General features: G+C 36.4%; 18 protein-coding genes and 1 other RNA gene. 4 read left to right on the forward strand and 15 right to left on the reverse strand.

Features of this window, described 5'->3' with window-relative positions:
• The first annotated feature begins 103 nt into the window (after nt 1-103).
• Complete coding sequence (msrB, locus tag AB3219_RS08730; RefSeq protein WP_216754239.1) at nt 104-535, forward strand: peptide-methionine (R)-S-oxide reductase MsrB; 432 nt, start codon at nt 104-106, stop codon at nt 533-535.
• 178 nt (nt 536-713) lie between these two features.
• Here the strand turns inward: msrB and AB3219_RS08735 are convergent, their stop codons facing one another.
• The 3 genes from AB3219_RS08735 to AB3219_RS08745 form a co-directional block, all read right to left on the reverse strand.
• A complete protein-coding gene (locus AB3219_RS08735; RefSeq protein WP_260365609.1) occupies nt 714-1,817 on the reverse strand; it encodes a hypothetical protein in 1,104 nt (367 codons plus the stop codon).
• A 206-nt stretch (nt 1,818-2,023) separates the two neighbouring features.
• Nucleotides 2,024-3,709 (reverse strand): ribonuclease J1, encoded by a 1,686-nt coding sequence (locus AB3219_RS08740; protein ID WP_216754237.1) that lies wholly within the window; start codon nt 3,707-3,709, stop codon nt 2,024-2,026.
• Nucleotides 3,710-3,930: 221 nt separating this feature from the next.
• Complete coding sequence (locus AB3219_RS08745; protein ID WP_216754253.1) at nt 3,931-4,794, reverse strand: DegV family protein; 864 nt, start codon at nt 4,792-4,794, stop codon at nt 3,931-3,933.
• A 203-nt stretch (nt 4,795-4,997) separates the two neighbouring features.
• On the opposite strand from AB3219_RS08745, the gene AB3219_RS08750 reads away from it, so the two are divergent.
• Nucleotides 4,998-6,695, forward strand: coding sequence for an NFACT RNA binding domain-containing protein (locus AB3219_RS08750; protein WP_057805645.1), 1,698 nt, complete (start codon nt 4,998-5,000; stop codon nt 6,693-6,695).
• Between the two features lie 76 nt (nt 6,696-6,771).
• Here the strand turns inward: AB3219_RS08750 and AB3219_RS08755 are convergent, their stop codons facing one another.
• The 12 genes from AB3219_RS08755 to AB3219_RS08810 all read right to left on the reverse strand — a co-directional run bounded on the left by AB3219_RS08755 (nt 6,772) and on the right by AB3219_RS08810 (nt 18,154).
• On the reverse strand, nt 6,772-9,234 hold the full coding sequence (locus AB3219_RS08755) for a carbamoyl-phosphate synthase large subunit (RefSeq protein ID WP_367369405.1): 2,463 nt from the start codon (nt 9,232-9,234) through the stop codon (nt 6,772-6,774).
• Between the two features lie 2 nt (nt 9,235-9,236).
• Nucleotides 9,237-10,319 (reverse strand): carbamoyl phosphate synthase small subunit, encoded by a 1,083-nt coding sequence (locus AB3219_RS08760; protein WP_057805650.1) that lies wholly within the window; start codon nt 10,317-10,319, stop codon nt 9,237-9,239.
• 18 nt (nt 10,320-10,337) lie between these two features.
• Nucleotides 10,338-10,874 carry a bifunctional pyr operon transcriptional regulator/uracil phosphoribosyltransferase PyrR gene (gene pyrR / locus AB3219_RS08765; RefSeq protein WP_057805651.1) on the reverse strand — a complete coding sequence of 179 codons (537 nt, stop codon included), beginning with the start codon at nt 10,872-10,874 and terminating at the stop codon, nt 10,338-10,340.
• A gap of 113 nt (nt 10,875-10,987) precedes the next feature.
• Nucleotides 10,988-11,899, reverse strand: a complete 912-nt coding sequence (locus AB3219_RS08770) for an RluA family pseudouridine synthase (protein ID WP_216754042.1) — start codon at nt 11,897-11,899, stop codon at nt 10,988-10,990.
• A gap of 2 nt (nt 11,900-11,901) precedes the next feature.
• Nucleotides 11,902-12,357: a signal peptidase II gene (lspA, locus tag AB3219_RS08775; protein ID WP_057805653.1), complete on the reverse strand. Its 456-nt coding sequence runs from the start codon at nt 12,355-12,357 to the stop codon at nt 11,902-11,904.
• A 19-nt stretch (nt 12,358-12,376) separates the two neighbouring features.
• Nucleotides 12,377-14,035, reverse strand: coding sequence for a formate--tetrahydrofolate ligase (locus AB3219_RS08780; RefSeq protein ID WP_216754041.1), 1,659 nt, complete (start codon nt 14,033-14,035; stop codon nt 12,377-12,379).
• A 4-nt stretch (nt 14,036-14,039) separates the two neighbouring features.
• Nucleotides 14,040-14,447, reverse strand: a complete 408-nt coding sequence (locus AB3219_RS08785) for an EbsA family protein (RefSeq protein WP_253953560.1) — start codon at nt 14,445-14,447, stop codon at nt 14,040-14,042.
• Between the two features lie 15 nt (nt 14,448-14,462).
• A complete protein-coding gene (locus AB3219_RS08790) occupies nt 14,463-15,557 on the reverse strand; it encodes an FAD-binding oxidoreductase (protein ID WP_216754040.1) in 1,095 nt (364 codons plus the stop codon).
• A 1-nt stretch (nt 15,558) separates the two neighbouring features.
• Nucleotides 15,559-16,716: a class I SAM-dependent RNA methyltransferase gene (locus tag AB3219_RS08795; protein WP_216754038.1), complete on the reverse strand. Its 1,158-nt coding sequence runs from the start codon at nt 16,714-16,716 to the stop codon at nt 15,559-15,561.
• Between the two features lie 77 nt (nt 16,717-16,793).
• An RNA gene (gene rnpB / locus AB3219_RS08800) (RNase P RNA component class B) lies at nt 16,794-17,167 on the reverse strand.
• Between the two features lie 12 nt (nt 17,168-17,179).
• A complete protein-coding gene (gene gpsB, locus AB3219_RS08805) occupies nt 17,180-17,521 on the reverse strand; it encodes a cell division regulator GpsB (protein WP_216754036.1) in 342 nt (113 codons plus the stop codon).
• Nucleotides 17,522-17,584: 63 nt separating this feature from the next.
• The gene (locus tag AB3219_RS08810; protein ID WP_216754035.1) at nt 17,585-18,154 is read right to left on the reverse strand and encodes a DUF1273 domain-containing protein; all 570 of its coding nucleotides are present in this window, start codon (nt 18,152-18,154) and stop codon (nt 17,585-17,587) included.
• Nucleotides 18,155-18,245: 91 nt separating this feature from the next.
• On the opposite strand from AB3219_RS08810, the gene recU reads away from it, so the two are divergent.
• On the forward strand, nt 18,246-18,881 hold the full coding sequence (gene recU, locus AB3219_RS08815; protein ID WP_057805659.1) for a Holliday junction resolvase RecU: 636 nt from the start codon (nt 18,246-18,248) through the stop codon (nt 18,879-18,881).
• Entirely contained in the window at nt 18,871-21,150 is a 2,280-nt protein-coding gene (locus tag AB3219_RS08820; protein ID WP_263773391.1) for a PBP1A family penicillin-binding protein, read from the forward strand. The genes recU and AB3219_RS08820 overlap by 11 nt, the downstream gene beginning before the upstream one ends.
• Nucleotides 21,151-21,238: the final 88 nt, after the last annotated feature.

Here is a 21,238-nt window from a genome sequence, read left to right on the forward strand (position 1 = left end):
CAAAAAAGCGATGCATGCCATTAACTATTATAAGAGACTCTTTGCTTGCGCTCCTCACACATTCAAAGTAAGATAGTTTTTAAATTTAAGGAGGAATTTAATCATGCCAGAAAAAGATTTAAAGCATCAGTTATCCGATAAAGCATACGAAGTCACGCAACACGCCGCCACAGAAGCACCCTTTAGTGGTAAATACGATGATTTTTACCAAGAAGGTATTTATGTAGATATTGTTAGTGGCGAACCGCTATTTTCATCAAAAGATAAATATGATGCTGGTTGTGGATGGCCATCTTTTACAAAACCCATTGATCAATCAGCAACTAAGGCACATCGTGATTCATCATTTGGAATGGAACGAACAGAAATTAAAAGTGCTCACGCAAACTCTCATTTAGGACATGTTTTTACAGATGGACCACAGGATAAAGGTGGTTTAAGATATTGTATTAATTCAGCAGCTTTAAAATTTATTCCTAAGACTGAATTGGAAACTAAGGGTTATAAACAATATCTAAAATTATTTTCGGAATAAGCAACCGTGCAAATAAAATGAGTTTTAGACTGCTTTGAATAATATATATTATGTAAACTAGAATAGAAAAACGTTTTTTAAGTTGCCCAAACCAATTTAAACTATTCCACCCTCTTGATTTTTATATTTATCTGTAACAAAAAAAGGATCTTCAGATGAAGATCCTTTTTAGATTGCATTATTTTTTGCTACTAGAACTAGCCGTTTTGCTACTTGTTGAGGAAGATTTACTTGCACTAGTGGAACTGCTCTTACTGGTACTTGATGAACTACTTGTTGAACTTGCTTTAGAACTGCTACTACTGTTATTAGATGTGCTGCTGTAATATGAAGAACTACTACTGCTTGGAGCACTATAACTACTATAACTGTAGCTTGAAGAACTCAAAGCTGCTGCTGAGGAAGATGATGCCGCTGCTGCAGCAGACGATGATGCTGAAGATGCTAATGAAGATGATTCGCTAGCCTGTTTCTTACGATAAGTTTTAACAGCTTTTTCAACGCGAGTCAGATCATTGCTAGCCATTTCAAAATTTGGATACTTATTTAGCTTATCTAATAAACTGTTAAGTTCGGAACTTGTAACTGTAGATGCTAGTGCACCACTCTTACCATTCTTAAACAATTTATTAGTTTGCTTGTGCAACTTACTAACCGCTTTTGCCTTTACTTCAAGTGACGTTAATTTCTTATTATATTCACTATAAAAACCGGAAAAGTCTGATTCAAAACTTGAAGATTTCAAATCTTGTAGTAAACTTGTAACTTTTGTCCCCGTGGTAGAAGTTCGATAGTTGCTACCATTTTTTAGGTTTTCAACTTTTTGTCGGAATGCAACCGCACTTTTTCCCAAACTAGCTAACTGACTGTATTGGTTTGCTTCCGTATTATTACGGACTTTTTTGGCATCTGCAGCTAATTCTGTCATTTGGAGACTTGTCGCACTATCTGTAATATTATCACGATCTGAATTAAAGCTTTTTTGAACGATTTTCTCGGCACTAGCTTGTGCCTGATTACCACTAGATCGATGCACAAAGAATACAATAGCTCCAACTAACACAGCTAAAATTAAAACAATCCAAAGCCACTTTTTAGATCCTTTTTTCCCGGTCTTTTTTTTAGGTGGTTTAGGACCAGTCACAGGTGGTTTCTTTGGCATTTTTTTGGAAACCTTTTTTTGCCGTTTTTTTGCTTCTTTTTGTTGTTCCTTTGCTTTTAGTCGGTCCATTCTTGAACTGGGTACAGACCAATCGTTGTTATTATTATTAATAGTCATCATCTTCCTAACCTTATAAACTGAATGTACAGTTTAAAAACTGTTTATAGTTTCAATTTAACATTTTTCGAATTGAACAACCAGCATGAACCTCATTTTTTATAAAAAGTTTTGCTAAATTAGCATCAAAACAAAAAATCTTCAAAAATGAGTAATTCCTTTGCTCACATTGAAGATTCGTTTGCTAACTCATAAGCTCAGCACTTATTTTATTCAAAAATTAACATAGGAACAATCATAGGGCTTCGTTCAGTCTTTTGATACAGAAATTCCTGAAGATCATCGATAATATTGCTGCTGAAATCTTTTTCTGTTGGATGAGCCTTTTCCTTCATAGTATTCAATAATGAACGAAAAGCAGCTTTATTAGTATCGTGAATTAATTCATTAGATTCACGCATATAAATGAAACCACGAGAAATGGTATCTGGACCAGCAGTAATTCGATGTTTTTTAATATTAATTGTAGCTACAGCTGTAACTACTCCCTCACTTGCTAGAATAGTTCGATCGCTTAAAATTTGTGAACTGACATTATCATTAATATCTGCATCATTCAAATAAACATCGCCAGCACTGAAATGATCCGCAATTCTCGCACTATCACGAGTTAAGGCTAAAACATCGCCATTTTTCATAATAAAGCAGTTGTCTTCTGGAACTCCAGTTTGTTCTGCCAACTTTTTATGAATCATTTGCATTCGATACTCGCCATGACAAGGCATAAAGAATTTTGGTTTGATTAATCGTAACATCAGCTTTTGATCCTCTTGACCACCATGACCAGAAGTATGAATATTGTTTACCTTACCGTGGATAACCGTCACGCCAGCTTCATCCAATTTATTAATTAAATTATTTACGCTAACTGTATTACCAGGAATTGGATTGCTTGAAAATACAATGGTATCATCTGGTTGTAAACTAATTTGACGATGAGTACCATTAGCAATTCGGCTTAAAGCTGCCATTGGTTCACCTTGAGAACCAGTACACAAGATCATCAATTTATTTGCTGGGAGATTATTTAACTCTTGAGCATCCACCAAGGACTCCTCAGGAATGTTCAAATAACCAAGTTTTTGCCCCGCTTCAATGGCATTTTCCATACTCCGACCAAAAATAGCAATCTTACGTCCCCGAGCCAGAGCTGCCTCACATGCTTCTCTAACTCGATATACGTTAGAAGCAAAAGTAGCAAAAATAATTCGACCCTGAATTTCAGTAAAAATGCGTTTGATACTCTGTTCAACAAATCGTTCAGATTTAGTAAACGTTGGTCGTTCAGCATTCGTACTATCAGACATTAATAATAATGAATCCTTACCACCAATAGCTGCCATCTTTTGGAAATCTGGTGATGGTAGATCGCCTACTGGAGTCAGATCAAATTTAAAATCACCAGTCTGAACGACGGTTCCTTGTGGAGTGTGTACTGCAATTCCTAGGGTATCAGGAATTGAATGGGTAGTTCTAAAGAAAGAAACTGATAATTTTCGGAATTTTAAAACCGTATCTTCTTGTAATTCATGCAATTCGGTTGTTCGTAATAAATTATGTTCCTTTAATTTTCCCTTAATTAATTCCGAAGCAAACGGACCAGCCCAAATGGGTACATTTAATTTTTGTAAGAAAAATGGAATCCCACCAATGTGGTCTTCATGTCCATGAGTGATAACTAACGCTTTGATTTTCTTCTGATTTTCAATCAAGAACTGATAATCTGGAATAATGTAATCTACACCGAGTAATTCATCTTCGGGAAATTTAATCCCACAATCGATAATGACAATCTCATCTTGGTACTGAACACAGTACATATTTTTACCGATTTCGCCTAATCCACCAACTGCATAGACAGCGACTTCGTTATTTTTAACCTTTAATTTACGCATAAAAAACTCCTTCTTTTAAATAAACCCTAATAACCCGCATAAAGATTATTAGTGCTTTTTACGATCATAATAATTTTTTTCATGGCGAACATTTCTCACCATTCCGATTGTATTAAATTAACCTTATCACATTCCCCTTCAGTTCACAACAAAAGTACTAGTCCTTTTAAAGAATAATAATAAAAAAGACTCAAGTAAAATTAACTTGAGTCCTACTGATTTTATGATCGGGTATAATCCTCTAACCACGCTAATGCAAGTGCCTTTTCACCCAGATGAGCACCAATCACTGGGCCAAAATAACTAATATCAATTGGCAAATCTGGATACTTTGATTGAAGTTTCTCTTGCCATTTCAAAGCTGCTGGTTCATCATTTGCATGAATAATAATTGCTCGTATTGGATAATCCAAATTTTCCTTACTTTTAGCAAACAACTCTTCAACTCGTGCTAAAGCTTTTTTTGTTGATCTAACCTTTTCAAAAGCGACAATTTCGTGCGCATCATTAAAAGTTAAAATGGGTTTAATTTTTAACAAACCACCAATAAAAGCTGAAGCATTTGATAAACGGCCACCACGAACCAGATTTTGTAGATCGTCAACAATAAAATACTCACCAAATGTCGAACGTAATTGATTTAATCTTTTTAGGATTTCATCTGGTTCCTGTTCACTGCGGGCCATTCTTGCAGCCTCCAGTACTAGGGAGCCCATTAGTCGAACCGTAATCTCCGAATCGTAAACATAAACGTTTAACCCATCAATTTCGTCTTTAATAGAGTCTAAGCTGCTAACAAAACCAGAAATTGTGCTCGCTAAATGAATACTAATAACATTTTCATAGCCCTCATCACGTAATTTTTTATATAATTCAATCATTTTACCTAGCGGCGGTTGAGTCGTACTAGGAAACGATCCTGATGTTTTTAGTTTTTGATAAAACTCTTCATTAGTAATGTCAACGCCTTCATCATAACTTTTACCATCAATCACGACAGGAATTGGCACAATACTAATATTATTTTCCGATATTTCTCTTGCTGATAAGTAACAGGTGCTATCTGTTACAATAGCCGTTTTCATGTGAACACCAACTTTTGTTTTTAAAATTAATATTTCCATGATAGCATAATTTTATAAATTTTCAAAAAGCTATCCTTGTTTATTAGATATTTTTTACAGTTTTAATCTCTGTAAGTCATTTTCAAACTTAGTTTATCACATTTTACCTAGACACTGGTATACTAGATATTAACAGTTTATTCGAGAAGAAAGTAGGTTTCAATATGTCTTTTGACGGTTCCTTTACACATGCCATGGTTCATGAATTAAATGATTTATTAACAAGTGGTCGCATCACAAAAATACATCAGCCTTATGAAAATGAAGTAATTATTACATTCCGAGCAAATCGAAAAAATTATCCAGTTTTGCTTTCGGCACATCCAAACTACGCCCGAGTTCAGATTACTAATATTCCTTACGCTAACCCCGCCGTCCCGACTAACTTTGCGATGATGTTAAGAAAATACCTGGATGGTGCTATTTTAAACAATATTCACCAAGTTGAAAATGATCGAATTATCAATTTTTCGTTTTCTAAACGCAATGAATTGGGTGACACAGAAGAGCTACTGTTGGCCGTTGAAATTATGGGTCGAAGAAGTAACATCGTCTTGCTTAATAACACCACAAAAGTAATTTTAGATACCATTAAACACATTAATGCAGACCAAAACCGTTATCGTTTGTTGCTGCCAGGTGCCACCTATATCACCCCACCAAGCCAAAACAAACTCAATCCTTTTACAGATACAAGTCAGGCATATGCAAAAGCACTTACAGAGTTTCCTAATCAAGAGGTTTTAGCAAATGAGTTACGCCGAATTTATCAGGGATTAAATAAAGATACAAGTTTAGAGTTAGCAAACTATCTTCATCAGCACAATGACAATAATGCTTTCAATGAATTTTTTGCAAAATTTGATCAGCCTCAACCAGTGATGATCACGAAAAAACAGAAATCAAGTTTTACTGCGTTTCCGTATGCAACTTTAGAAGGTAAAGAACACTCATTTTCTACCCTGAGTGAATTGCTTGATGCCTTTTATGTGGCAAGAGCTCAGCATGACCGTGTTCTTCAAAAAGCTGGTAATTTAGTCCATGTCGTTAAAAATGATTTGAAAAAGAATCGAACTAAACTTAAAAAACTGAATCAAACACTGACCAGTTCTGAACAAGCTGACGGTTATAAGATTAAAGGCGAAATTCTAACAACCTATTTAAATAAAATTAAACGTGGCATGACGACAATTACGCTTCCTAATTTTTATGATGATAATCGTGACATTAAAATTTCACTTTCAAATCAAATTTCACCCTCTCAAAATGCACAAAAGTATTTTAAAAAATACCAAAAGGCAAAAAATGCTGTGCACTTTGTTTCAGAACAACTTACAAAAACCAAAGAGGAAATTAACTATTTAGACAATATCATGACTCAAATCGAACTTGCCAATCCGCAAGATTTAGATGAAATTCGTGAGGAATTAGAAAAAGAGGGCTACCTAAAAGTCAATCAAAAGAAAAGAAAACAAAAACGCCCGCAAGTAAGCAAACCAGAAACATTTTATGCATCTGATGGCACTCAAATTTCTGTTGGGAAAAACGATACTCAAAATGATCGTTTAACTTTAAAAACCGCCAAAAAGACTGATATTTGGTTACACACACAGAAGATCCCCGGTTCCCATGTCATCATTCATGATGCTAACCCTTCAGAACAAACTCTTACGGAAGCAGCAACGTTGGCGGCCTACTTTTCAAAGGCACAGCAATCAGCCCATGTTCCAGTCGATTATGTAGCAGTTAAACGTGTTCATAAACCCAACGGCGCTAAACCAGGGCTTGTAATCTATGAGGGTCAAAATACGTTAATTGTTGATCCTGATGAACAACTGGTAAATGAATTAAAAAAAGATTAATTTAGAATAAAAATCCTGTAGATCAGCTCAAATGTTGTCGTCTACAGGATTTTTGCATGTTTAATTTTAATTTTATTTATTGTTGTGTGCGAGTAATTTTAGCCCCAATTGCTAATGAAAATGGTGCATTTTGTGGTTGCGGAATTTGTAACTGTTCATATGGAAAAACATGTTCTAATTTCAGTTGCGTACCAGCACTAGTTAATTTTAGTTTTGATTCACAATCCGAATAATTCAAACTCAGTTTAACCATATCCGCCACTAAATCATAGTTTAACGCATAAGTCATAAAGGGAATATCCTGCACTGCTAAAGGAATCGTACCTGTTACAATTAAGTGACTTCCCTCTTGTTTAAACATGACTGAATAAATACCTTCGTCTTGCTTACGAATTTCACTTTGTGTGATATGTTGTAATTTAGTAGCAATTTGTTTGCTTGCCATTGATGGAAAATGAAGACTCGCATCCGCGGCAGTATAAAAGCAACCCAGATTACGTTGTTTATCCCCATTTTTCTCTGCAACGACAAGATAATTGGATTCTACGTTTTCCGCTCTAGAAGTACGTGACAATGGTAATTGCGTAATTTTTACACCGGCTGCACTCAGATCATTCACAATTTGCCACTTTCCTTGCGCAATTACATAATCTGGTTGTTCGCTATTAATAATATTCAAACAATTTTCAACAGTTAGTGGTTCAATATATAATTTATCTGCTAACCGGGGCAAAATTGAAATTGCATTTGGATTGTTATTGATTAAAATTGTTTCAAATCCTAAATCTCGACACGTTTGAATCATATGAACCGTTACATACTCGGCAGCGGCATTAGTGCCGACTTGATTATTGGCAGTTCCTAGAATAAATACTTTCGGTTTTTCACTAATTTGTGATTCATTTTCCGTTTCATAGGTTGTGTAGTAACTTCGATTATTGTAAGGAAATTCACCGGCAGTAGGTTCGATTCCCTTAAATGTTGGTCGAATTTGATTTTTCTCTCGAAATTTACGAACTTTTTCATCGGAAGATTTCCACAATTGTGCAATTTGTGAATCCCCATACCCATAAAACTTTGCTTTTCGTAAAACAGAAGCGTCAAACAAATTTTTACGAAGCGTTTTTTCAATCTGCACAATATGAATTAATTTATAAAAATAAAAAGCATCAATTTTAGTTAGTTCTGCTAGCTCTTCTACTTGATAACCTCGACGAATGGCCTCTAGTAAGTAAAACACCTCTCCGGCAGTTGGATGTACCAACACATTTATAAGCTGTCCTTCATTTAGTCGCGACTCATCCAATGCTGCCTGTTCTGAAGTAGTTGTTGAATCAACTGACCGAATTGCCTTTAAAATAGATTCCTCTGTACTTCTACCAAACGCAATAACTGCTCCAGTCGACTTCATTCTTGTATTTAATTCTTGATTTGCGTTCGCAAAACTAGCAAACGAAAATGTTGGAAAGCGAACCGCGATATGATCTAGAGTAGGTTCAATTAACGCTAAAGAATCATGTTGTCTTAGACCAGGAATCGTAATATTTCTTAGATTTTTCCCTAAACTAATTTGCGTACAAACAAGCGCAACCGGATAACCAGTAGCACGCGCTGCAAAAGCCGTTGTTCGATCAAAATAAGGATTAACACGAATCACATAATAATTACCTGTACTTTGATTTAAAGCAAATTGAACATGGCAAATACCACGAATTTTAAATTCTTGTGCAATTCGTAAAGCAGAAGAACGAATTGCTTGAAATTCTTGATCCGTAAGTGTTTGCGTTGGTGTAAACACAATAGAATCACCTGCATGAACGCCAACCGGATTAAAGTCTTCTGCTGCACAAATTAGCATCCTAGTATTTTCATTATCTCTAATAACGGTCATTTCAATTTCTTTAAAGCCAACAATACTTTTTTCCACTGCAACTTGATGCGTAGTTGAAATCCGAAAAGCCGAAGCCAGAATTTGTTTTAATTGATGTTCATTTTCACATCTCACTCGGTTATTGTTACTTATAGCTGCCACAGGTTTTACAATTACCGGATACCCAATACGACGGACAAATTTAAGAACTTCATTAGTCTCGTTTAAAATATTAGTTGGAATATATGGCTCGTGAATATTCTGTAAGATGCGATTTAATGCTTCTGGGTTCTGAGTATTAGCAATGGTTTTAAGACTAACGCCTAAAATTCGAATATTTAATTGCTCGAAAATTCCTGCCTCATCAAGTTGGTGAAGCAGTTGAAAAGTCGGCGTACCACCAAGCGTTGGAATCAGGCCATCAAAATCGTTATTTCGAAGTAGATTAATTAAAGAATTAGCATCTAAATCACTAATAATAAAGTGATCCGGATCCAAATAATCACCTGCCACTGAATTGGCATTGTTACTAACAAAAGTAACCTCTTTACCAGCCTCGTGAAGTACTTGAATAGTTTGTAAAGTCGCGGTCTCAAGTTCAGTATCCACACCTATTTCATTTGGACCGGAACCAATAATTAATATTTTTTGCAACTTTGTTCGTGCCATTTTTACCGCTCCATTCGAGTAGTCATAATTTCAATGAATTCATCAAATAATTCAGAACTTTCCAGTGGCCCTGGTGCACCATCTGGGAAGAATTGAACACTAAAAGCCGGAAAGTCACGATGTCTTAATCCTTGTACCGACTGATCAACTAAATCAATATGCGTAGTCAGCATCTTATTGCGATCAATTGAATCTCGATCAACTGTGTATCCCTGTCCTTGAGACGCATAAAAAATTTCATCCGTAATAATTGACAAGATTGGATGATTATCACCATGATGTTCAAACTGAAGCGGTTTAACCTTAGCACCGTTTGCCATCGCAAATAATTCATGGCCTAATCCAATTGCAAACAAAGGAATTCTTTGTTCTACTTCCGAAATCATACTTGTAAGAGACTCCGGTAAGTCTGCTGGACTACCTGGTCCAGTCGACAGAATGACACCGTCTGGATCAAGGTCGAAAATCTGTTCCGCTGTACAAGAATATGGCAGAACCGTTACGTTACAATTTCGTTGACTTAACTGCCTCAAAATTCCATGTTTTAATCCTAAATCAACAACGACCACATTTAATCCAGTTCCAGGATTGGGATAAGCTTTTGGTGTTGAAACCTGACTAACCTGTTGATTAGTCAACACAATGGCATTTAATTGATCAAAGGCATGTGCCAAATCTTTAACAGGATCAACAATGCTGCCCTTCACAGTTCCTTTTGATCGTAACTTATGAATTAATGCGCGTGTATCAATGCCGCTAATTCCAGGAATATTTTGAATTTTTAAAAACTCATCTAATGATAGTCTTCTTTGACGGTTAGTTGACACATCTGCCACGTCACGAACAATAACACCTTTACACGTTGGCTCAATTGATTCATAACTTGCTCGATCAATTCCATAGCCACCAATTGACGGTTGAGAAAAAACAATAATTTGATTATGGTAAATCTGATTCGTGATAATTTGTTGGTAACCAGTAGCACTTGTATTGAAAACAACTTCTCCAAAAGTAGTTGCCGGTGATCCAAAAGCTTGACCACGATAGACCGTGCCATCATCTAAAATCAAATAGCGCTCACTCACGGTCCTCACCTCATTTGACTATTTGCCGTTTACAATTTTGACAGAATCTTCTTCATCAATTTCTGAAACTGAAACTTCGATTTTTTCATTTTGTGCAGTAGGAATATTTTTACCCACAAAATCTGCCCGAATTGGCAGTTCTCGATGACCACGATCTACCAAAATTGCTAGATTAATACGTTTTGGACGGCCAATATCCATAATTGCATCCATAGCAGCTCTAATTGTGCGTCCAGTATATAATACGTCATCCACCAGAATAACTTTTTTTCCTTCTAAACTAAATTCAAAATGCGGCTTTCCCGGAAGCTTTGAATCGTTATCTAATTGATGAACATCATCACGGTAAGCAGTTACATTCAGTTCCCCAACAGGTACCTCAACATTTTCCAATTGTTTCAATCGTTCCGCAATCCGTTGCGCTAAAAATACACCTCGTGTTTTAATCCCAATTATGACTAAATCTTCTACACCACGATTACGTTCAATAATTTCATATGTAATTCGAGTTAATGCTCTTTTCATTGCCATGGTATCCATGATTTCTTTTTCCAAGATGATCAACTTCCCTTCTAAAATAAAGGCGAAACAAATTTACATTTGCCTCGCAAAAAACTTTCAAATCCATATCCATATTCAACAGTTAAAAGCGCTATCACGAATTAACTTTAACCATGTTCAGTTTGAGTGTCAAGCCACTTGAGTGTCTTTTCAAACACAGCTGGTAATGGCGCTTTAAATTCAAGATATTCTCCCGTAGTTGGTTGTTTAAAACCTAACACACTTGCATGAAGAAATTGCCCATTTCCTTTTAATGTTTTTCGAGGCCCATAAAGTGGGTCACCAGCAACCGGATGTTCAATATATTTCAAATGAACTCGAATTTGGTGTGTTCTTCCCGTCTCTAACTTACATTGAATAAGTGTATATTTACCATACCGTTTAAGTACTTTAAAATGCGTGACGGCTGGCCGTCCATCAGCAACAATAGCCTGTTTTTTTCGATCCTTTGGTGATCGACCGATTGGCGCATCAATCGTACCCTGATCTTCTTTAATATTACCATGCACTAATGCAATATATAACCTTGTATTGGTTTTCGCTTTTAACTGTGCCGATAAGCTTTGCTGAGCGTGATCGTTTTTAGCTACCATTAATAAACCAGAAGTATCCTTATCAATTCGATGCACAATTCCTGGTCTGGTTGTCCCATTAATAGTTGAAAGCGGGCTATGATAGAGTAATGCATTTACCAGTGTATGATTGGGGTGTCCTGCGGCCGGATGAACCACCATACCTTGTGGCTTATTCACCACAATAACATCCTTATCTTCATACACAATGTCCAAAGGAATATTTTCAGGTTCCAAATCAAGCGATTGAACACCCTCATCTTGAATTTCAATCTTATCTCCGGAACGAACATTGTATTTATTTTTTATTTTTTCAGAATTAACTAAAATAAGATTCTTTTTAATTAAATTTTGAATATGAGAACGTGTTAAATCTGGAAAGGCATCTGCCAACACTTTATCAATTCTGCCATGTTGGTTCTGAATAACAAGCTCATGCGTTAACATTTTTAACCCTCCAATTGATCTTCCTTGAGAATGGCAATAAAAAGTACAATGACGCCAATAGTTAATGCAAAATCAGCAACGTTAAAAATCGGAAAATTTATAAAATCAAGTTGAAACATATCAACAACATATTTCATTCTGAGTCGATCAATAAAGTTTCCAAAAGCACCAGCAATAATTAAACTTAAGCTAATTTGATAAAGCCAATGTCCCCTTGTTCGATACAAGAAATAGATTAAAACTGCTAATGCAACAAGTGTAATCAAATAAAAAAAAGTTGTCTTCCCTTCAAGAATACTCCATGCTGCACCGTCATTTCGAATATTAGTCAGCGAAAAAAGTCCAGGAATGACTTGATGAACGGTGTTGATATCAATATTGGCCACAATCCAAAATTTAACAAACTGGTCTAGTAGCACTACTGCTAAAATAATTAAAAAATCTATGGCAAATAACATGTTCAGACCTCATTCCATATCAAAATAATCCGCTAATTTTACCATCATCACTGATATCAATATCTAGTGCTGCTGGATGTTTTGGTAAACCGGGCATTGTTAAAATATTACCTGTCATCGCAACAATAAAGCCCGCCCCCAATTTAGGCACAAAAGATTTTACGTGAATAGTAAAGTCGGTGGGAGCCCCTAATAGTTTAGGATCGTCTGACAATGAATACTGAGTTTTTGCCATACAAACAGGAAGTTTATCCCAACCAAATTTTTTAAACCTTTTAAGCTGATTAGTTGCTTTTTTAGAGTATTCAACATTTGCACCACCATAAATCTTCGTTACAATTGTTTGAATTTTTTCTGTGAGCTCCGAATTTGATGCATAAAGTGGTTTAAATTTTTTAGGTTGTTCAACCGTTTTAATAAGAGTTTGCGCCAGTTCCAATGCACCTTGACCACCTTTTGCCCACACATCGGTATCCAAAGCCTGAACTCCCATCTCAGCACAAATCTTTTGAACATAGCTAATTTCTTGCTCTGTATCCTGAGTAAAACGATTAATTGCAACAACTACAGGGACGCCATACTGGGCCATACTACGAATATGATGTTTAAGATTAGCAATACCCTTTTTTAGAGCATTCAAATTTTCGGACGCTAAATCTGCTAATGCTTGTCCACCATTAAGCTTCATTGCTTTAATAGTGGCCACAATCACAATTGTGTCTGGCGTTTTCTTTAAAACCGGAGTTTTGATATCAAGAAATTTTTCAGCACCTAAATCGGCACCAAATCCAGCTTCAGTAAGTGTATAATCAGCCAAATTTAAAGCGGTTTGGGTGGCAAGTACACTGTTACATCCATGCGCAATGTTAGCAAAAGGACCACCATGCACAATGGTTGGGGTATGTGCGAGAGTTTGAACTAAATTAGGTTTAATTGCATCTTTCAATAAAGTTGCAATGGCTCCACCAACATTGAGGTCCTTAACCGTTACCGGCTTACGATCATGAGTATATCCAATTACAATTCGATTAATTCTTGCTTTCAAATCATGAAGGTTTTCTGAAAGGCATAAAATGGCCATTAATTCGCTGGCAACCGTAATATCAAACCCATCTTCACGTGGAACACCTTGAACTGGACCACCTAATCCGATCACAATTTTTCGAAGTGCACGATCATTTATATCTAAAGTTCGTTTCCAAACAATTCTTCGTTGATCAATTCCAAGAGCGTTCCCTTGCTGAATATGATTATCGATTAAAGCAGCTAAAGTATTATTTGCGGTCGTCAAGGCGTGCATATCCCCTGTAAAATGCAAGTTAATATCTTCCATAGGCACAACTTGCGCATAACCACCACCAGTGGCACCGCCCTTCATTCCCATCACAGGTCCCAAGGACGGCTCACGGAGTGCAATAATTGCTTTTTTTTGTAGCAAGGTAAACGCGTCACCTAATCCTACAGTAACTGTCGATTTCCCCTCACCAGCAGGAGTAGGATTAATCGAAGTAACTAAAATCAGTTTTCGTTTAGTTGAATTTTTTATCTGTAAAGGTAATTTGATTTTGGCTTTATATGACCCATATTGTTCAATATCATCCTCTGTAAGGCCAATCTTTTCAGCAATCTTTACAATTTTATCCATTTTTACATCTTGTGCAATTTCAATATCTGTCATTTAATTACCCCGCAATTTCAGCATGATTATTTTTTAAGATTTGTAATAACTGTTCACGATCCTTTTTTGAAAGGTAAAAGAATCGTTGATCCGAATTATAAACAAACTGGATGCCAAATTTAGTTGCTTTAGTTGCCTGAATATCCATCATATTAATCGTTAACCAATTTTTTTGTAAAGTTCGATTAATAATTAATTGATTACCTTGAACCATAATCGAACGAGTCAAATATTGGACGATACAAATAATGACAAATGCAACAAAAAAGCCTGCTGTAATCCAATTAAAATGTGTGACTTCAAGCCAAAAAATAATTCCCATGATGAGAACCAGTAGTGTCCATGACCAAGACGAAACACTTGCTAAAAAAGCAGGTTGATAATAAAAATTTGTTTTTGAGGACTGCATCATTCATCACTATCCTTTTTAAGAAAAATAAGTTGAAATTCTCTTTTGATAATTTGAAAAATCATTTGTCGTGTTTAGCAGTGAAACCATTAAATTAGCAATCAGCGGGCCGGTCGTCAAACCAGATGAACCCAATCCAGATGCCACTAAAATACGGGGATCATTGGGTAGTTGTCCGAAAAACGGTGAAAAGTCATCCGTAAAAGCACGTGTACCAACTCTGGTAGCAATTAAATCATCTTTCGATAAACGATTATCAATTTTTTTAGCACTCTCAAAAAGATCTTCAAAAGCTTCTTGAGTAAATTTTAAATCAAAACCAGCATCATTTTCATGAGTTGCGCCAATAATCAAACGGCCATCACCGATTGGCATAAAATCTTTTTCGCTTTCCGGCATTAAAACTGGTGCTAACACATCATCTTGGTAGTGAGGTACTTGTAATTCAATTAATTGCCCTTTTTGCGGATGTACATGTACTTCATATCCTAGGGGTGCCAACAATTCCTTAATACCAGCACCAGCACATATAATGATTGTATCAAATTGTTGAGTATCTTTTTCAACTTGAATCGTTTGATTATTAAGCAGTTCAGCTTTTTTTCTAATAATTTGAACGCCATTTTGCTCACTGAGTCGTAAAAGATGCTTCACAAAACGGTTACCATCAATTCGTGCTCCACCGCTAATGAAAATTCCTTGAAGGTCAGCCGTCACAAGTGGTAATCGTTTTTGAATTTCTTGTGCAGTTACACGCTGAATTGTTCCCATTTCTGGTGCGGTTAGCTTTCGTTTGTTAGCTAAGTCTTCCAATTCGTTTAACGCAGCGGTTTCTTTTCTGGTGACAATGGTACCTGACTGAAGATAGGTTTTAGAATCCATGTGGGTTTCTTTTGCTAATTTGGCAATGTAAGTCGCCCCATCTTTAGCAAGTGCATACCACTGTTTATTGCGTCGTTTTGACAACCACGGTGAAATAATGCCAGCAGCTGCCTTAGTTGCCTGTCCATCTGCAGAATCATATAAAGTAACTGAATTTTTTTCATCTTTACTCAATAGGTATGCAGCAGTTGCACCCACGATACCTCCACCAATAATTGCAATTTCTTTCATACTAGTTTACTTCACGCTTTCCTTCATGATGCCAAATCGGTTTACCCCAATATTGGAAATAGTCCGTTCTTAGTGCCCCATTATAAAGCTTACGTTTTTTGGTAGCTTGACTACCATAGAATCTTTCAAATTCTAAATCACTGGTTAGAATATACTTGCTCCACGTTTTTAATGGTTTGTAAACCATGCCCATTTCGTGATATAACTTACGGACACTTTCTTGATCACTCAAACGTTGTCCATACGGTGGATTAGCAACAATCACGCCATTAAGTTTTTCGGATTTAAAATCCTTAACAGCCATTTGTTTAAATGAAATCACATCTCCCAAACCGGCTTCAAGTGCATTTCGTTTGGAAATATTAATCATGTTTTGGTCAATATCATAGCCAGTTATATCAAGTTTCACGTCATAGTTAGCCTGAGCATCAGCTTCGTCGCGTAATTTTTCACTCACTTCTGCAGGAACCCAATCCCACTTTTCGCAAATAAAATTACGATTAAACCCTGGAGCAATGTTTTGCCCAATCAAAGCAGCCTCAATTGGAATTGTTCCTGAGCCACATACTGGGTCAATAAACGGCATATCTGGCTTCCAACTTGTTAATAATACTAAAGCTGCTGCCATGTTTTCCTTTAATGGTGCACCACCCTTATCAATTCGATACCCACGTTTGAATAAACTGTCTCCTGTCGTATCTAGAGTGAGTTGAACTTGATCCTTATTAATGGCAACTTCTATAGGATAGACTGCTCCTGTTTCAGGCAGACGAGTTCGGCGATGGTAAGTGTCAGAAAGTTGATTGACAATTGCTTTTTTTACAATTGCCTGCGCATCTGGAACACTATGTAGTTGGGAATTTCTAGATCTTCCTTCAACCGGAAAACTAGCATCAATTGGTAACAATTGATCCCAATCTATTTTTTTTGTTTGTTCAAAAAGAGAATCAAAAGTTTTAGCCTCAAATTCACTAACAACTATTTTGATACGATCTGCCGTTCTGAGCCAAAGATTGGTTTTCAAAATATCTTCAATGGTTCCCTCAAAACGAACTCGTCCGTTTTCTACTTGAACTTCATACCCAAGTTCACGTAATTCCTTACCTACTAGTGCCTCAATACCACTCGCACAAGTAGCCATTAATTCAAATTTTTGCATATATTTCACCTTTGTTTTTTAATCTAAAAAAACTAGGATAAAAGCTAACTTCTACCCTAGTCTCCTGAAATGTAAATCTCTATAAGCCATGTTTTGTCCAAAATGAATTCTCAGGTTCAATTCAAATTTGGGTAATCATCTATCTCCAGGTGAAACACCTGCCCCCACATTTAGTTCAATTCCAGATGTGAAGCGCCCCTACCAATGTTTGGGTTGCCCGCTCGTGGGGTTTACCGCGTTCCATCAATACAATTTCTTGTATTGCTGCGTTTCTGTGGCACCTTAGGGAACATAAGAACATAGTCGAAACCTTAGTTCTGTATTCCGCCGTTATCTCAAAAGAGATACCTCAGCTTATTTTTTCACCGAGCACGAACACTACAAGCATCTCAGCTTGTGCGGGCATGGACTTTCCTCAGCCTACAAAAGTAGACCGCAATTACCCGAGATTTACAAAGTGTAATTAAATTCGATGTGATTCATTTTCGCCATTATCAAGCTCTGAACCGAACACCCGACGTTCCAAATTTGAAAGTCGTTTAAGAATATCCATGTTGGTTGCACTATTGACAGGCTGTGTACTAGAAGTAGTTTTACCTACAGAAACTTGTTTTGTTAACTCGTCAATCTTATCAAGTAATCTTTCATTTTCATCCTTTAATTGTTGAATGTTTTTTGAAAAGGTTTCATAATCCTTGATAACTGAATCCAAATAGGTATCAACATCTGCTGGATCGTAGCCACGCATCTTAGGTTTAAATTCTTTTTGCAAAATATCTTTTGGAGTAAGATTTATGTTATCCATATTTAACACCTCATACATAATTATTGTAATATCCGCGTAACACGTATTCCATTGTATCAGACTTTAATCCAAATTAAAACTATTGTTCTGATTTTCTGTGTATTCTTCTGCAGCTTCTTGCAGATCCTCAAAATCTATTAACTCCAACGGATACGGATGATTTTCACGCCATTTTTGAATAACTTTGTAATCATATTTTGTTTTTCCGGGATGCTCTGGGTCATATAGCAAAATTGCCTGATCAGTATGCGCCAGCATAAAGTGTTGATAGGTCCTTAACTGTTGTGGTGCTTGATACGGATTATGACTCACACTATCTGTAAAGTCTGCTTTTGTTAAGATTTGGGAAAGTTTCGCTTGATTATTTTCATTCCACTGTTGCCCAAATTCAGTAAAGGGTAACATAACCGCAATTTTAAAATCAGGATATTCCTTTTTTAATTGCACACCAGCTTCAGTGGCCCATTGTTCAACTCCTAATTGAGCTCCCGTAATTAGCCAATCGGTTCCTGATTCAAGGCGATTTTTAAGCGCTTGTTTAATAACATTTTTAATAATTAATAACTTAGGATCTTTATCATTAAATATTTCTAATTCGTAACTTCTATATCCCGTAATCCAAACGCGACTCATTAAGGATTCCTCCAAATTTTAAAAATATGTTTCAGATCGTTTTTAACTTTACATCTATAGTATAATATAAAAAATAGGAAGTGATACACAAGTGAACTTTCATTACCCATCAGGAAAGAAATATAAAGTGGCTGACGCTTCGTCTAAACAGATCCGACCCCACACTCCAATTCAATTTGGAAAACGTGGTATGTCCCTAGAAGACGAATTAAACGAAAGTAACCAATATTATCTTTCTCACGGAATAGCAGTTGTTCATAAAAAACCAACTCCAATTCAAATCGTCAAAGTAGATTATCCCAAACGTAGCGCGGCAGTTATAAAGGAAGCCTATTTTCGTCAGGCCTCAACTACTGATTACAATGGCGTTTATAAAGGTTACTATTTAGATTTTGATGCGAAGGAAACTAAACGAAAAACAGCTTTCCCTCTTGATAATTTTCACGATCATCAGATTCGCCATATGAAAGCCTGTCTGGCCGCCAAAGGAATTTGTTTTACAATTATTAAATTCGTAGAACTTGATCAAATTTTTTTACTCCCTGCTACAAATCTTTTTTATTTTTGGGATCGTCAAAAAAAAGGTGGTAGAAAGTCCATACCGCTTAGTTATATAAAAGAAAATGGTTACTTAATTAAGTATCACCTAAATCCACTTATTCCTTATCTAAATGCCGTGGATAATCTCTTAATTAAGCAACATGAAGGAGAACATAATGCAAAGTAATAATCAGCCACATCGGACCCAACATTCACAACTCACACAACCACCACATCGACGTCGATCAATTTTTAGGCGCATATTGCTCTGGATACTGGCATTATTTATTTTAGCTTTTGTTGGTGGTGCTGGATTATTTATGTACTATGCTAAAGATGCACCAAGCATTTCAGAAAAGCAATTATCAAGCGATGAAGCAACTGTAGTTTACGATAAAAGCGGTAAAGTCATTAGTCGCTTAGGTGCACAAGATCGTGATTACGTTAAAGCAAATGAAATTCCTAAGTCACTCAAAAGTGCAGTTGTCTCAATTGAAGATAAACGTTTCTATAAAAATAACGGTGTTGATCCTGTTCGTATTGTGGGAGCAACATTTGCAAACATTACAGGATCCTCGCTGGGGCTTCAAGGAGCAAGTACGCTAACACAACAACTTGTAAAACTTTCTGTTTTTTCAACCTCAGCTAAAGATCGAACCTTGCGTGTAAAGGCCCAAGAAGCTTGGCTTGCTTTACAGGTAGACAAAAAATACTCCAAAGATAAGATTCTTGAGTTTTATATTAATAAGGTCTATATGGGTAATGGCGTTTACGGCATGGGAACAGCTGCCAAATATTATTATGGAAAATCACTTTCCAAATTAAATATTGGTCAAATTGCTTTGTTAGCCGGTATGCCACAGGCACCAACTTCCTACGACCCTACTAAATATCCTAAATACGCTTTATCACGACGTAACACTGTTTTACAGGCAATGGTCAATAACAAAGTTATCACTAAAGCACAGGCTGCTGCTGCTGAAAAAACAAGTGTAACAACAGGTTTAGTTAAAAAACATAGTTCAAATGGGCTGACTACTGTTAACAGTAAAATCGTTGACTCATATTTAAAACAAGTTATCAGCAGTGTTGAATCAAAAGGTTTCAATCCTTACACGGATGGAATGAAAATTTACACTAATTTAGATTTAGCAGCTCAAAAACGACTTTATAAAATTGGTAATTCTAGCACATATGTGCAATATCCCGATTCCAAGTTTCAGCTTGGCGTTTCCATTACAAATCCAAACAATGGAAAAGTAGTTGCTATGCTTGGTGGCCGTCAAACTGGCAATGTCACTTTTGGTTTAAACCGCGCCGTTCAAACTGATCGAAGTAGTGGATCCACCGCTAAACCATTGATGGATTATGGACCCGCCATTCAATATTTAAACTGGCCAACTAGTCGAACTGTCAAAGATGAACCGTTCACTTATCCTGGATCAAGTGCCAAACTCTATGATTTTGATAAAGCTTATAAAGGTAAAATGACAATGCGCCAGGCTCTTGTTCAGTCACGAAATATTCCGGCCGTTAGAACTTTACAAGATGTTGGAATTTCCAAGGCTACAACCTTCCTAAGCAACCTGGGTATTTCTCAAAAAGGTACTTATAATCTTCAAAACGGAATTGGCTTGTATATTTCACCACTTCAAGAAGCTGCTGCTTATTCGGCCTTTGCCAATGGCGGAACTTACTATAAACCTTATTATGTTCATAAAATCGTGACGCAAAGTGGCAAAACGTACAATTACAGTAGTCAAGGTAAACATGCAATGAGTAAAGCAACTGCGTACATGATTACTGACATGTTAAAGGGCGTTTTAACAGACTCAAACGGTACCGGATCAACTGCTAATATTTCTGGCCTCTACCAGGCTGGTAAGACAGGAACAACGGGCTATCCAGCTGACATCGCCAGCAATTATCCAAGCAGTGCTTCAATGGATTCGTGGTTTACAGGTTATACCCGTCATTACAGTATGTCAGTGTGGACAGGATATGATCAGCAAAACACAGCTTCTGGATTCTTAAGTGAGCAAGAAACGCTAATTGCACAAGAAGTTTACAAGAGTATGATGAGTTATCTTTCAGCGTCTGTGACAAACGATAATTGGGTTAAACCGTCAAGTGTTACTGAAAAAACTGTTAATGGTGTAAAGGAGCTCTTCAAAGCTAACTCTAGCTACAGTAATTCTGGTACCAGTGATGACTACTCTCAAAACAACTCAAGCAGCACTTCTAGTTCGGTAAGTTCAAGTTCCACTACTGTAACTACCAGTCGTGATACTTCTTCTAAGAGCAGCAATAATAGTAATAGTAATAATAGCAGTTCAAATAATAGTTCCAGTTCGAGCTCGAGTTCTTCAAGTTCTAGTTCCAGTTCAAGCTCAAGTGCAAGCAGTTCTAGTGCCAGCTCTTCCAGCAAAGAATCTTCATCAAGTAGTAAAAACTAATTAAATATATAAAAGCTCGTATGTATTTGCTGGCACTTCATTGACCAATAAATGCATACGAGTTTTTTATGTAACTAAAGGTTGAAAG

Origin of the sequence: Pediococcus ethanolidurans (assembly GCF_964062635.1) — a bacterium.
In the GTDB taxonomy this organism is placed as follows: domain Bacteria; phylum Bacillota; class Bacilli; order Lactobacillales; family Lactobacillaceae; genus Pediococcus; species Pediococcus ethanolidurans.